The following is a 13,602-nucleotide window of genomic DNA, read 5'->3' as shown; positions in this document are numbered from 1 at the left end:
CAGTTCCGAAAACTCACCAAGACCAAGGGTGGGTTTGCCAACGAAAATAGCCTGTTGAAACTGCTGTATGCGGGTATTCTCAAGGCCTCTGAACGCTGGACTCACCCTGTGCAAAATTGGAACCTGACGCTGTCGCAAATGGCGATACATTTCCCAAAACGCCTGGACGGTCATATCGACCTATAATGACCAAACTGACACAAAGTTTTGAACACCCTCAATAGATGGGCTACTTCTCGCTGCGTATGACTACCCGACCGGTAGAGTTCAAAAGCGCACCGCGTACGCTCAGGCAGCTCATCCAACGCATCCACCACCAGGGCCAAAGCCTGGCGATCAATCGCGATCACCTCTGGAGAATGTGATGCACAAGAGGCGTTATCCCCCTCCTCTTCTTTTGCAAACAGCGCTGACTCAAATACTGAGCGGCGGCAACGATCAATGGCGAGATTGCGTACCACACGTGACACATAGGATATGGGTTGCTTAATTTCAAAAAGCGTTGTTGCTTCTGAAATTTTCAGATAAGCGTCCTGCACGACATCATCGGCTTGATCAGTATTACCCAATACCTTGGCAGCGACACAGCAGAGCCGGGGCCGCTGATTAACGAAGATATCTTCTAACTCAGCGCTCCAGGTCTGGGTATCCACTGATTGGCCTCCTGCCTCAATTAACACTACGGAATAAATAGCAATAATTATTATTTGCGTTAAGGGGCAGTAAGTCAACCAATGAGAGCTAAGCCAATTTTCATAACGATATACTTGCTGATTTATCTAAGGGCGGCATGCCAAAGGTATGTGCTTCAGGCGTTAATTGTATCTCCGCTCTAACACTTCAACTTAGCCTAATCACTTCGATGCGGTGTTTACCCTCTTTCGAATAAATCTTTTCACTTCACTGTTAAAAATGAGAACCATTAGCACTAGAATGGGGCCATTACTCTTCATCCTTTTGTCAGGAGTCGTTCATGTTCGAGGTCAAAGGCGCCACCTTTGAAATCAATGGCAAGCCTATTCTCAATCCCATTGAGCACACCTTTCACGAGGGCAAGGTTTACGGTCTGATTGGCCATAACGGCTCGGGAAAATCGACGCTGATCAAGCTCATGGCTCAACAACAGCCTAACACTCAGGGCGACATCCTCTTTGACCAGCGCCCGCTGAGCGAGTGGGGCAACCGCGAATTTGCACGCCAAGTCGCCTACCTTCCCCAGCATTTACCCAGCGCCGAAAGCTTGACCGGGCGTGAGCTGGTAGGGTTTGGTCGCTACCCGTGGCATGGGCTTTTGGGCCGTCATACGCAAAAGGATAAAGACGCCGTGGAGCGCGCCATCGCCCTCACCCACACCGAGGCGTTCGCAGACCGCTTAGTGGATACGCTCTCGGGGGGGGAACGCCAACGGGTATGGCTGGCGATGCTACTTGCTCAGGGCAGCCGGTTCCTGCTGCTTGATGAACCCCTTGCTGCGCTGGATATCGCTCATCAAATAGAAGTGCTGGCACTGATCCGCAAGCTATGCGATGAACTGAATTTGGGCGTCATTATCGTACTGCACGATATCAATATGGCTTCACGCTACTGCGATGAATTAATGGCGCTGCACAGTGGTCGCCTGCTAGCCCACGGCACCCCAAATGACATGATGCTTGATAGCACTCTGGAAGCTATTTACGGGCTGCCCATGCAGGTAATGAAACATCCCAATGGAGAGCACAACATCGCCGTTGCCCAATGATGCGCCGCCTGCGTTACGGCCAGTTAGCGCTGGCCTGCGTCAGCGCGCTTACCTCCCTTCAAGTGGCGGCCTCAACCAATATCGTGACGCTGGATTGGACCATTGCCGAAACGCTGATTGCGCTTGGCAACCCGCCTATTGGGCTTGCGGAAATTCCTCAGTACAAGCGTTGGGTGGGTGCCGACCAGCTACCCACCAACGTTCTGGATATCGGCCTTCGCGGCCAGCCCAATCGTGAGCTGATGGCGCAACAAGCGCCCGACCATGTGCTGCTTTCACCGCTGTTTATGCGCTTGAGCGATCAGCTAAATTCCATTGCTCCGGTAACCGGGCTGGCCACCTACCAACGCGGCGACTCTCTCTGGCAGCGCCTGACACGCACCACCCACACATTAGCCGCATTAAACGGCGATGATTCAGCAGCAGTCTCCCTGATCGACGCTGTCGAAACCTACCTGGAGCATCGAAAAAGCCAGTTACAGGGGCAGCCTCCGCTACTCGTCGTACAGTTTATCGATGCCCGACATCTACGCGTATTTGGTAAAAACAGCCTGTTTGAGGCAGTGCTGGAGCGCTTGGGGCTGGCCAGCGCTTGGCAGCAACCCACCAACCAGTGGGGCTTTTCGACCGTGGCGTTAGAGGAACTGCTGAGCTATCCCGATGCCACCCTGGTGGTGGTCGAGCCGCTTCTTACCGGCATGGATAATGATTTTTCTGGCAATGCACTGTGGCAGCATTTACCTGCGGTTCAAGAACAGCGCGTTATTCAGCTACCTGCCGTGTGGAGTTTTGGTGGTTTTCCATCTGCTAAGCGCTTCGCTGATTTGCTCAGCGAAGCGCTGTTAGCCGATTAATCCTGGCTTAGAAGTCCAGTGCGGCGGAAAGCTTGACCGTACGCGGCTCGCCCTGGGTCAGGTAACCACCGGTTGCCGAGGCCCAGTAGTTTTCATCGGTGAGGTTTTCGATGTTGGCGCGCAGGGTTAGCGTGTTCGTATTGAGCGGCATGGCGTAGCGAACGCCAAGATCCCAGCGAGTCCAGGCATCGACTTCCAACTGATTGGCCGCGTCCAGGTACTGGCTGCCGTTCCGTACCGCTCGGCCACTGAGCGTCCAGCCCGGCGCTTGTGGAATGTCCCACTCGCTGCCAAGAACCACGCGATAGTTAGGCACGCCCACCGCGTCGTTGCCCTGGTTTGTACCATCAGTAGTGTGGGTTAATTCAGGATTAATCCACATCGCGCTGCTCAACAGGCGCCAACCCTCCATCGGCTCGCCGTAAACACTTAGCTCCACGCCACGGTTACGCTGCTCGCCATAGTAGGCGTAAACACCGGTTTCAGCGTCAATAAAGGCATTGGGCTGCTCGATTTGAAACAGACTTAAACTGCCGCCCAGGTTGCCCAAATCGAGTTTGGCGCCGACTTCGTTCTGCTCTGCTTCAATCAAACCAATATTCTGCCCGGCATTCACCGCCGTGGTGGGAGCCGTATCACCCGGCTGTAGCGCTTCAATATGATTAGCATAGAGCGATAGGGAGTCCGTCGGTTTCACGACGATGCCATATACCGGCGAAAGGCGGGTATCGCTGAACCGGTTGTCGAACTCACCTTCATAGCTATAGTTGGTGACCTCGATATCCTGATAGCGCGCTCCCAGGGTCAACAGCAGGCGATCATCCAGAAAGCCCAAGGTATCGGAAAGCGATATGCCGCTGTTGCGCGTGCGGCTACGCAAGTTCGGGTCATCCAAATCACCCCCTATCGACCCAGGCTCCCGGAAAGCCACGTCGGCTGGTTGGTAGATATTCGTCAAGGATGAGGAGGCTATTGCATAGGCCGACCGAGTGGTGCGATAGATGCTTGAATAGCCCAGATCCAGCTGGTGGCTGACGACTCCCGTATCGAAGGCCCCGCGTAAACCGGCCTGCCCGCCGACACCCTCAGCGCGATACGGCACGCTCATCTGGCCGACAGTGGCGGCACCATCCGCGCCATTGACGGTGGGCGATCCATAGGTTCCGTTTTCCCGGGTATTGCTGCCACCCAATGCTGCATAGGCCGTCCAGCTGTCGGTCATGTCGTACTCACCGCGCAGCATGGCAAAGTTGGTCTTAAGCTGTGTATTGGCCCATTGGGGTGCATAGTTGGTACTTGCCGAAGGGGCATTGGGAACACTGTCCATACCAGCGCCTACGTGAACCACCGAACGACCGCTTTGGATGGTATGGGCCTGGTGGCCAATATCCAGCGAAGCACGACCACGCTCACCGCGATAATCCAGCCCCACAACGGCCGACGTTGCACGCTGCTCTTCATTATCAATTGCGCTGTCCCCCCGGCCTCGCTCGATACTGGTACGCACGCCGAACTGATTCTCGGTACCAAAACGCCGCCCAAGCTCTACGCCACTTTCCACATAGCCGCTGTCGGTCACCGCGGTAGTCAGCTGGGTGAGGGGTTCATCTGCGGCGCGTTTGGGCTCAATATTGATCGCCCCGCCCACCCCAGAGCCGCTCGGCGACACGCCATTGGCAAAAGCATTGGCGCCTTTAAACAGCTCCACGCGCTCGGCAAGGTTGGTGGCAACCACTTGGCGCGGCAATACGCCGTAGAGGCCGCCATAAGAGATATCATCACCATCAAGCTCAAAACCACGAATCTGAAACTTTTCAGCGAAGTTGCCATAACCAAAACCGCTTTGTACCGAGGCATCGTTGATCAGCACATCCGCCAGCGTTTTTGCCTGCTGATTGTCGATTAAATCTGCGGTAAAGCCGATCACATTGAAGGGTATATCGGCGGCCGCGCGCTGCCCCCAGGTGCCAATACGCGCGCCAGCTGCCACCTGACCACCGGCAAACGCCGAAGTCGGCGTATCGCCACGCGCCGTTGCTTCGCCAATAACGGTTACGGTTTCAAGCGCGGCGTCGTTATTGGGCGCTTGCGCCCATACAGCGCCAGGCAATGGTAAAGCGCCCAGCAGTACAAAGGTGAAAGAGCGCCAGGAGGGGGAAGGCAGCGACATGAGTGTTCCTTATTTTTAAGAGCAATAGGGGGTAACAGCAGGGCAGCGATGCAAAGGCTACAACAAAACAAACTCATTTTCATTTGATATATAGACGCATTCAGCGTTGATCTGATATTTTATTGATATGCATTATCGTTTAAACTGCCCACATTCATGCTTCCCAGCGCCCAGTGTTGGAGTCCGGTTATGTCTTTTGCGTTACGTCAGACTGCAGCTGCCCTGCCCTCGTTGGCCGACTGTTATAAGGGCCCTTTAGCTCCCTTCACTCCCCCGCTGATTGGCACAGAAATACCCGCAGGCGCGATTAAGGCAGCTCGCTGGCGCAACCCCGCATTGTTAGAACAAGACATTTCGCTTTATGCCTCACGCTACCCAGGCGGCGATAAGCGTGCGATCACGTCGCTGTGGTCGAAATGGCATTTTGTTGCGCTAACCGTGCCTACTCTTGCGGCACAACTTATCCTCAACCGCGATTTACCGGTCGGGCTCGATAATGTCCATGTGATCGTTAATGAACAGGGATGTACAAAGCAGCTTTGGCTCCCTGATGAAGGCGTGCCGTTGGATACGCAAGCCCCGGGTAAGCGCTTTGCCAAATTGATTGATCAACACTGGGCACCGCTTATTGAACGTCTGGCCGCCATATCTGGTGCTGCCCCACGGGTGTTTTGGAGCAATGCCGGCGGCTGGCGGCTACCTGAATTTCTACGTGAATGCGCTGGCTGAGCATCCTGAGGTCAATCAAGAGGCGCTCAGTGCCGCACGGGCCCTGCTGGAATCACGCCACCTTAACGGGCAGCGTAATCCCCTGTTTCAGCCGGTGCGCACGTTTACACCCAAAGGCAGTGATGAAGTGAAGCAAGTGCGCAAGCTTTGCTGCCTGCGCTACTTGCTGGATGAGTTCAGCGTCTGCAGTAACTGTCCGCTGGAAGGCTGTGACCGCGTGGCTCGCAAGCGGTCAACGTAAACTAATACGGTTTAATGATTGATCTGGGCGACGGCATCCTGGCTCGCCACATCACGCTGCTCGCCGGTTAGCTCGCGTAGCTGCCCTTGAGACATTTCCAGCAAACGATCTGCGTGAACGAAGTAGCTGTCATCGTGGCTAATCGCAAACACCGTTTTACCCATATCACGCAGATGGGGCAGCAGTTCGCGATAAAATAGCCGCCTGAACTGCGGATCCTGGTCGGCGGCCCACTCATCCAGCAATAGAATGTCCCGTTCCTCGGCGATAGCCAACAGAAGTGCCAGGCGTTTGCGCTGGCCCTGGGAAAGCTGGGTATTGATTACTCTATCGCCCTCCCACTGCAGCTTTTGCTGCATCTGCAGACGCTTTAACCACGTATCGATAAGTATCGGATCGGCTTTTTCACCGCCGGCTTTCATGGCCAGATCAAACTGATGGAAATCGGTAAATACACTGGCAAATCGCGCCCGAAAGGCATGCCACTGCGCAGACGTAAGCACTTGCCCATCGACCTTGATCTGCCCGCTTTGCGGACGGTACAGTCCGGTTAACAGCCGCGCAAAGGTAGATTTACCACTTCCGTTGCCGCCAATCAGAAAGACCTGTTCGCCACGCGCCAGGGTTAAATTGACCGGCCCGACATGAAACCCCTCGCCCTGCTCACCAGAGGGGTAGTGGTAGGTCACATCGACAAGTTCCAGACGCTGCCAGGATGCAAAGGCATCATCGACCTCAAAACCCGGCTGATAGTCGGCAAGCTTCAGGCTTGCCAGCTTATCAAACGCCACCTGGGCGCTAATCAGAGTCGGCCAGGCACCTACCGCCTGAATAAGCGGCGTGCGTAAAAACAGCAGGGTTAATGCAAACGTGGCCGCCACGGCTGGTGTTGCCCAGCCAAGCCCATTAGCCATAAAGAAGACCACACCAATGGCCCCCAACATCATGATGTTGGACCAGTTACCGGCGCTCAGGTGGTACGTATCGGCACGAATAATATGGTAGCGGTAATCCCGGGCATTAGCAGTGTAGCTGTCATCAAAAAAACGCTTTGCCCGGTCGCGGTTTAACGCCAGCTCTTTGCGCCCTTCAATTGCCGATTGGTAGTCTTTATAAAGGCGATCTTCGGTTGCCCGTACAAGATTAAAATGCCGATATACCTTGGATACCAGCACCCAGCCCACCCCCATGGTGAATGCAATCCATACAATGGTAATCACCACCATTTCCGGTGAGAGCCACGCCAAATACGCAACCGAGGCAAGGGTTAACACCACGCCCTGGACGAGCTCGGGCAGGCGCACAAACCCAATGGTGATATTACGCACATCGCTTGAAAGACTCGCCAGCAGCGTGGCATTACCCAGCTGTTCAAGGCGCTCGATATCCGTATCCAGAATGCGTTTGACAAGCCTTGAGCGAAGATCATAAACAAAATGGTGGCCCAGCAAGGTAAGGGCTAATTGGGTAGCCAGAGTCACCACCAGTAGCACCGCCAACAACCCCAAAAACTGAGGTAGCGCTGACATGGGGCTGCCTACCTCTATTAGGCGTTGATTAATAAAGGCAATAACGCCGACCCCCAGGCCCGCGCTCAAAAGGCTTAAACCAATGGCACCTAAAAACGGCCAGCGGTAGTGACGAAAGACAACCTGCAGCAACTCCATTAGCGCTTCCTGACGGGAATATGAGCGGAAGAGTTTGACGTACTACTCCGTCAAGTCAATGCGCAAAGTGATTTTCATTTACAAATGAGGCAGTCCAGACACAGCTATCGGACGGTAGCTTAATAATGCATTAGATGAGCATCTGCGAAATAGCCGTATGGTTCTAGGAAAATGACAGCAAAACAGTACAGCTAAGTGCACCTAACGCAAAGGGCCAGAAGCGGCTGTGGCGATCTTCAGGCAGCTCCTCTTTCAAAACGTTGAGCACGATCCCACCGGCCACAAACGCATAAAGCAGGCTGATAATGGGTTCGCTCACATCCACGCTTAACCCTATCAGCCAACCGACGATAACCGCCGCGGCCAGCACCCAGCGGCCCTTGCTCAAGTAGATATCCCGATGATGACGCACCAGCCCCTGGTCGTTGACCAAAAAGTGCGCGCTCATTGCCAAAAAGAAGAAGATGATGGCGGGAAGTTCATTATTGCGATAAACCAACAGGTAGCCGATCAGCGCGTTATAAAGCGAGAAAGAGCCAATATGTATCCAAAAAACGCCTTTCAGCTTTTGAAAATTAACCGGGTTCTCCTGCTGGCCTTTATGGGAGTACTTGGTGGCGACTTGCTCAAGCCCATAAAACACCGCCAAACCAATTAACGCCACGATATAGGCGTTATGCTCCAGCACCGCCAGCAGGCCATGGGCGTTAATGGTTTCGTGGGCATCGCTTAGAGCAGGAAAGATATGGATAAAGACATAGGCAACAGAAACGCCACCCGCTAACGAAAGCCAGGCGCTGCGGGGCACAGCGCTTAGCTTACGTAGCCTGCTGGCGAAGATATGTACGGCAGCCAAACCGATAATGAAGGCAATCTGCAGGCCCATATATCATCGCTCCCTGCGAGGGTTTGGGCTTGAAACCTAGTCGCTTAAAACTAGTCACTTAAAACCTAGTCATTTAAAACCTAGTCGAATAGGCTCATACGTTTGGTGACGTTATCGTGCTTTCTTCGCCAGTGAAATAACGCACCCGTCACGTGCAGCACGATCAATACCAAAATGGCCCAGCCAAGACGCCCATGCCATATATAGAGTTGGTCAGAAAGCGCTGGGCGCTCGCTAATTAGAGCGGGCAGATGCCAGTGAAAAAACTCAACCGGGTACCCACCGCTGGCAGTCGCGACCCAACCCAGCAGCGGCATAATAACCAGCGCCAAATAAAGCAGATGATGCACGCTAGTGCTGACAATGCGCTCAAACGCATTCAAGGGCGGATCATGATCAGGCACCACAAACGCCAAGCGGGTAATAATGCGCAGGGTCATCAGCAGTAAAATCGTTAAACCCAAGGTTTTATGGCTGGTATAGAGCAGGTTAGTAAGCGTATTGCCCACCAGCGTCACCGTACGTTCATAGCCGACCGTTCCGATGGTTAAACCACTGGCCAAGGCAAGCAGTACGGCGCCCGCCACCAGCCAATGCAGTACCCGGTGTGGATAAATGTAGTGATCCAGCTCGTGCATTGAGCACTCCTAGCAGCAACGTTATATGGCGTTTAGTCTAGCTATATTAAGTCGATTAATCATTCAACGCTTGGCGCTTGATCTTATAGCGCCTCACTAGGGGCAGCTAACTGTTCACGGATCAACTCACCTAAACGCCGGGCCGGCTCTGATGGCCGGTGGGGCGCACGGTGCAGTGCCAACTCAATCATGGGCAAGGCTGGCAAGCCGCTACTTTCATCCAACGGGCGTAGTGAAGGCGTCAACATACTGCGCGTTACCACTACCACGGCAAGCCCGGCAATGACGATAGGCGCCAACCCCGCCATGGACTGACTGGTATAAGCCACCCGCCAATTACGTCCCGCGCCATGCAGAGCCTGCTCGGCGACTTCTCTAAATACGTCGGCGCCGGGCGAATAAAGGGCCAACGGTATCGGGTCGCTGAGTAGCGGCTGCTGGTTAACCCCCACCGCCCAGACCAACGGCTCGCGGCGGATAACATCACCGCCCGGCGAGTTGCGCTGGCGTGTTACCAAGGCTAAATCAAGCTCGGCGGCTTTAACCTGCTCGACCAAGTGCGCGCTTGTTCCGCAGATTACCTTTAACCCGACGGCCGGATAAAGCTGATGAAAGTAAGCAAACACCGATGGCAACAGCGAGGCGTAGTCTTCCGGAATGCCCAGGGTCAAATCTCCGGTCACCTGCTGGGCCTGCATATCGCCCCACGCTTCGTCGTTAAGCGCCAATAGGCGACGCGCGTGGGTAAGCAGCCGCTCACCGTCAGGGGTAAAGCGGATACGCCGTCCTTCACGTTCATGCAGGCTGAGCGCCAACTGAGCCTCCAGCCGCTGAAGCTGCATGCTCACGGTGGACTGGGTGTAATCCAGCCGTTTGGCAGCCGCCGTGACGCTACCAGTATCGGCAATCGCCACTAGCGTACGCAGCAGGGTGAGATCTAACGTTGGCGCACGCATATATCACCATTCTTGATTAAATTAATCACAAAAGATCGATATTGTGATGTGTTATTGACGAGTATGCTGCTTTGCACATGTTCTAGGCAAGGAGACCGCTCATGCAACGTACTCACTCCCCTATTGTGTTTCCTCGTTGGTATAGTGTTGGCGCCGCGTTGGTGGCCGTCATCCTATGGAGCGTGGCGCCACTACTTGCCGAACGTGCCCATACCTCTTCTCCGCTTCAGCTAACAGCGTTAACGCTGCTAGCGGGAGCCTTTGCCACCCTGCCGTTAAGTCGCCGCGTTAATGTAACAAGCTGCAGCTTGAACTGGCAGCTGGGCATCTGGGTCGGTATTCCGCTGTTGATACTCGGCGCGGTCAGCACTTACTTTATCGGCATGCGCCTTGCCCCGGCGGCCGAGGCTGCACTTATTACCTACACTTGGCCGGTATTGTTCGTGCTGTTAAGCCAGTGGAGCCGCTTTGGCCGGATACGCCTGGCAGGTATTATCGGGGCTTTAATTGCCTTTTCAGGCGCGGCTATTCTGCTGATACCGCAGGCGATCAGTAATGGCTTGGGCGGCGCGACGTTAGGGTACGGGCTTGCCCTGCTGGCAGCTTGCTGCTGGGCACTCTATTCATGGTTAAGCCAGGCCGCCCCGGTTTCGATTACCCCTCTTCTACCCCGCATGCTATTGATTGCCTGCGCAATCGCCACTATTGCCAGCATCGGGATGGAAGGTCAGCTTGTTCTGCCCAGCAGTGAAGCGCTGCTTGCTGGCGTGGCACTGGGTTTGGGCCCGTATGGAGTAGCCATGGTGGCTTGGGATAAAGCCCTGCGTTGGGGACATGCAAGTTTAGTGGGCAGCCTTGCTTATGGCGTACCCATTTTAGCGGGTTTCTTGCTGGTGCTCGCTGGCGTAAGCGTACTCGACTGGCGCTTACCCACCGCCGCCCTGCTGGTGGTTATTGGCTGCTTAAACGCTGGCCGATAAAGAAGGCGACAACGGCGGTTCGCTCACCTGCACGCTGGCCAACAATTCAGGCAGCCAGCTCGGTGTAAACGCATTGTCAGTAGCGTTGTGCAAATCAGCCAGGGACCACCAGCGATATTCTAGAGGGTGGCCCTGGCTTTCTTCTGCCGGCTCATCAAGGTCTACCTCAATAACAATGTCGACGGCATCAGGACAGCGGACAAGAATTTAGCGTAAATTCACGGGCCTAAATAGCGAGGCTTAGCCACGCCTTGTAAAGCCTCCAAGGGTATCGTGAGTTCTGGCTGGCCGACGGCGTAGGGAGCAATTTCGTAGACGTTGTATTTGATCACCCAGCTGTCTTCCAGCGGCGCCGCATTATGGTTTTCGCCTAGTGGCCAGCTTTTGGCATATTGATCGTCATAATCCAGCTCGGCCATCCACCGCTTGTGGGCCTGGGCCAATGCTTCTTGAAACGCCTCCTGCTGACCGCTTATCAACATGTCATTCAAGCTAACAACGCTCTGCTGGCGCTCATCAATGACCATAAACACCGTAGACGGCAGACCGTGCGCTTGCCCGGCGTGGTAGACGTAGCTTGTGAGCTCAAGCACTAAAAGATCATCGTGCTGGGCGTAAATACTAGCCTCCAGCTGCGCGTCACTGGCCATAAATTGCGGCAGTACGTCTCGATCCTCGTCAGCACGCACAAAGAAATCCTGGGCGTAGCTATCCCAGTCCTGTGCTGGCGTTTCGGCCCCATCCGTAATGCCCATGGCAAGCGTCAGTAAGCGCGTTTGCAACTCATCCGTCAGCGTCGGGGCATCTGGAAATGTTAACGCTGATATCTGCACCGTTGAGCAGTGCTCGCCCTGGCACTCGGGTGAAACGTACTGCTTTTCCAACGGCTGATATACCAAGGGACTGGTATTACTCATATCGGTCTCAGCCGACTGACAACCGCTTAACAGCAATGCGGTGATGGGGAATACACTTATTTTCCAACCTGACATGCCTTACCTCCCTGTTCTACGACTCTTGCCGCAAGTTAAGATTGAGACTAGCCAAACGTAAACGCCCTTGCCCACATAGTGGACAAGGGCGTTATCATCTCAAGCTATAACGAATTACATACTAGGCTGCATTTGTGTTGGCTCAGCGCTTACTTCCAGCTCAAAAAGCCCGCTGTCCATACCGCTGAAGCCACGTGCGATGATCGTATACATGCCCGGTAGCAGCTGTTGCTGCAGGCGTGCATCGGTGCCGGTGCCACCATCGTCGTCGCTGTAAGCTACGCCTTCGCCTTCAAGCTCCAGGTAAGCATCAAAATCACTGGAGCGCATATCCACCGTTACCAATGAACTTTCATCAAGCTCAAGCTGATAGGTCAGCGATTCACCGTTAAACCAGCCGCTTAACGTTTCATCCGGCGTTAGCGCACCGTCGTTACGCAGCTCAACGCCTTCCGGCAGCTCGCGTGGCTCCATGGTAACGCTAAACAGCCCGCTATCGTTGCCGTACGCAGTGCGTGCGGTTAACTGATAGGTGCCCGGCTCAAGAAAGTCGGCAATGCGTGCATCCAGGTTACCGCCACTGTCATCGTCTTCACGGTAATAGCCGTTAGGGCCTTCAAGCACCAGATAGGCATCGATATCGTCAGAGGCCATATCAATCTGGTACATGCCCGCTTCCTCCACCTCTACCTGATAGGTAAGCTCTTGGCCACTAAACCAGCCGTTTAACGAGTCGCTAGGCGCAATCGTGCCATCGTTACGCAGCTCGCCATCGCCTGGCAGTTCACGCGGTTCAGCCGACAATGTGAAAAGGCCCGCACTTTCACCATAAGGGGCGCTGGCAGTCAGCGTGTAATCGCCGGGGGCCAGAAAGTCAGAGATGCGGGCATCTAGATTCCCGGCGCTATCATCATCTTCACGCCGATAGCCATTAGGACCTTCGAGCACCAGATAGGCGTCAAACTCATCAGAACGCATTTCGACCTGATACATACCCGCTTCTTCGATGGTCAGGGTAAATTCGCTCGACGAGCCATCCAGCCAGCTGTCCAAGGGAGCATCAACGCTCAGAGCATTATCGCCACTTAGCTCAATTACTCGGCTATTGAGCGTATAAGGCCCGTAGCTGCTTCCATCAGCACCGCTGACCACCACCATATAATCGCCACTTTCTTCAATACGATGGCGGGCGGTGGGCGCGTTGCTGAGCAACTGCAATTGATCATCATAAAGCGCGACCACACCGTTCAAGGCGCCACGCAGGCTAAATTCGACCAGATCTCCCTCTTCCAGGCTGATTGCGTAACGGTCATAGCGGCTGCCATCGTTACCGTTAAGCATGTCGCTGGAAGTAATTTCTCCTGCCATGCGTTCGCCCAGCGTCACGCTTTCAAGCTCTGCTAATGCGCTAGGCGTTGCGCTTTGCTCAGCCGTTTCTGATGCCGATACGGGGTCAGATGCAAACGTTTCAGAAGGCAGGCTCTGGGCGACTAAAAAGCCGACAACAGCACCGCCTGCCGCAACCACTATTAATGCAAAAGGAGAGGATTTAGCCATTAGTGCGCCCTTGATAAAAGATAAAACAGTGGGTTGTTTCTCAGTACTTAACCATATGCAATGGTAAGTAAAATGCTCAATGAGCGATATCATTTTAATGTACCAAAACAACTTTACTTATATTTTGACCTATCTCTTTAAACCGCTGAAATAAAAGGGCATAACGCAAGCAGCAGAAAAAACGTAATTTT

Annotated in this window: 13 protein-coding genes and 1 pseudogene; 6 read left to right on the top strand and 8 right to left on the bottom strand. The window is 54.2% G+C overall.

The window, feature by feature from the left end; all coding sequences use genetic code 11:
* A pseudogene (locus INT20_RS05030) lies at window positions 1-186 on the top strand (IS256 family transposase); the annotation flags it as partial.
* Here the strand turns inward: INT20_RS05030 and INT20_RS05025 are convergent.
* Complete coding sequence (locus INT20_RS05025) at window positions 171-653, bottom strand: sigma-70 family RNA polymerase sigma factor (protein WP_319643843.1); 483 nt, start codon at window positions 651-653, stop codon at window positions 171-173. The pseudogene INT20_RS05030 and the gene INT20_RS05025 overlap by 16 nt on opposite strands.
* A 320-nt stretch (window positions 654-973) precedes the next feature.
* Here INT20_RS05025 and INT20_RS05020 point away from each other — a divergent pair, with 320 nt between their 5' ends.
* Entirely contained in the window at window positions 974-1,741 is a 768-nt protein-coding gene (locus INT20_RS05020; RefSeq protein ID WP_192537533.1) for an ATP-binding cassette domain-containing protein, read from the top strand.
* The gene (locus tag INT20_RS05015; RefSeq protein WP_225736093.1) at window positions 1,738-2,595 is read left to right on the top strand and encodes an ABC transporter substrate-binding protein; all 858 of its coding nucleotides are present in this window, start codon (window positions 1,738-1,740) and stop codon (window positions 2,593-2,595) included. The genes INT20_RS05020 and INT20_RS05015 overlap by 4 nt, the downstream gene beginning before the upstream one ends.
* A 7-nt stretch (window positions 2,596-2,602) precedes the next feature.
* On the opposite strand, the gene INT20_RS05010 is transcribed toward INT20_RS05015, so the two are convergent.
* Window positions 2,603-4,765 carry a TonB-dependent receptor gene (locus INT20_RS05010; RefSeq protein WP_192537534.1) on the bottom strand — a complete coding sequence of 721 codons (2,163 nt, stop codon included), beginning with the start codon at window positions 4,763-4,765 and terminating at the stop codon, window positions 2,603-2,605.
* 189 nt (window positions 4,766-4,954) lie between these two features.
* On the opposite strand from INT20_RS05010, the gene fhuF reads away from it, so the two are divergent.
* Together fhuF and INT20_RS18200 are read left to right on the top strand one after the other, a co-directional pair.
* Window positions 4,955-5,494, top strand: a complete 540-nt coding sequence (gene fhuF, locus INT20_RS05005; protein ID WP_263974096.1) for a siderophore-iron reductase FhuF — start codon at window positions 4,955-4,957, stop codon at window positions 5,492-5,494.
* Window positions 5,478-5,735, top strand: coding sequence for a (2Fe-2S)-binding protein (locus INT20_RS18200; protein ID WP_287078388.1), 258 nt, complete (start codon window positions 5,478-5,480; stop codon window positions 5,733-5,735). Before fhuF ends, INT20_RS18200 begins: the two co-directional genes overlap by 17 nt.
* Window positions 5,736-5,746: 11 nt before the next feature.
* Here INT20_RS18200 and INT20_RS05000 read toward each other — a convergent pair whose 3' ends face one another.
* From INT20_RS05000 to INT20_RS04985, 4 genes are all read right to left on the bottom strand, one after another.
* Window positions 5,747-7,402 carry a multidrug ABC transporter permease/ATP-binding protein gene (locus INT20_RS05000; protein ID WP_192537535.1) on the bottom strand — a complete coding sequence of 552 codons (1,656 nt, stop codon included), beginning with the start codon at window positions 7,400-7,402 and terminating at the stop codon, window positions 5,747-5,749.
* A gap of 163 nt (window positions 7,403-7,565) precedes the next feature.
* Window positions 7,566-8,288: a hypothetical protein gene (locus tag INT20_RS04995; RefSeq protein ID WP_192537536.1), complete on the bottom strand. Its 723-nt coding sequence runs from the start codon at window positions 8,286-8,288 to the stop codon at window positions 7,566-7,568.
* A gap of 80 nt (window positions 8,289-8,368) precedes the next feature.
* On the bottom strand, window positions 8,369-8,926 hold the full coding sequence (locus INT20_RS04990; protein WP_192537537.1) for a cytochrome b: 558 nt from the start codon (window positions 8,924-8,926) through the stop codon (window positions 8,369-8,371).
* Between the two features lie 83 nt (window positions 8,927-9,009).
* Entirely contained in the window at window positions 9,010-9,882 is an 873-nt protein-coding gene (locus tag INT20_RS04985) for a LysR substrate-binding domain-containing protein (protein WP_192537538.1), read from the bottom strand.
* Window positions 9,883-9,983: 101 nt separating this feature from the next.
* On the opposite strand from INT20_RS04985, the gene INT20_RS04980 reads away from it, so the two are divergent.
* Complete coding sequence (locus INT20_RS04980) at window positions 9,984-10,862, top strand: DMT family transporter (protein WP_192537539.1); 879 nt, start codon at window positions 9,984-9,986, stop codon at window positions 10,860-10,862.
* 218 nt (window positions 10,863-11,080) lie between these two features.
* Here INT20_RS04980 and INT20_RS04975 read toward each other — a convergent pair whose 3' ends face one another.
* Window positions 11,081-11,854, bottom strand: a complete 774-nt coding sequence (locus INT20_RS04975; protein WP_192537540.1) for an RsiV family protein — start codon at window positions 11,852-11,854, stop codon at window positions 11,081-11,083.
* Between the two features lie 114 nt (window positions 11,855-11,968).
* Window positions 11,969-13,411 (bottom strand): hypothetical protein, encoded by a 1,443-nt coding sequence (locus INT20_RS04970; RefSeq protein WP_192537541.1) that lies wholly within the window; start codon window positions 13,409-13,411, stop codon window positions 11,969-11,971.
* Between the last annotated feature and the right edge of the window lie 191 nt (window positions 13,412-13,602).

Origin of the sequence: Halomonas citrativorans (assembly GCF_014898005.1) — a bacterium.
Taxonomy (GTDB): Bacteria; Pseudomonadota; Gammaproteobacteria; order Pseudomonadales; family Halomonadaceae; genus Vreelandella; species Vreelandella citrativorans.
Note: the sequence above shows the minus strand (reverse complement) of the source record. Positions and strands in the feature narration are given on the sequence as shown.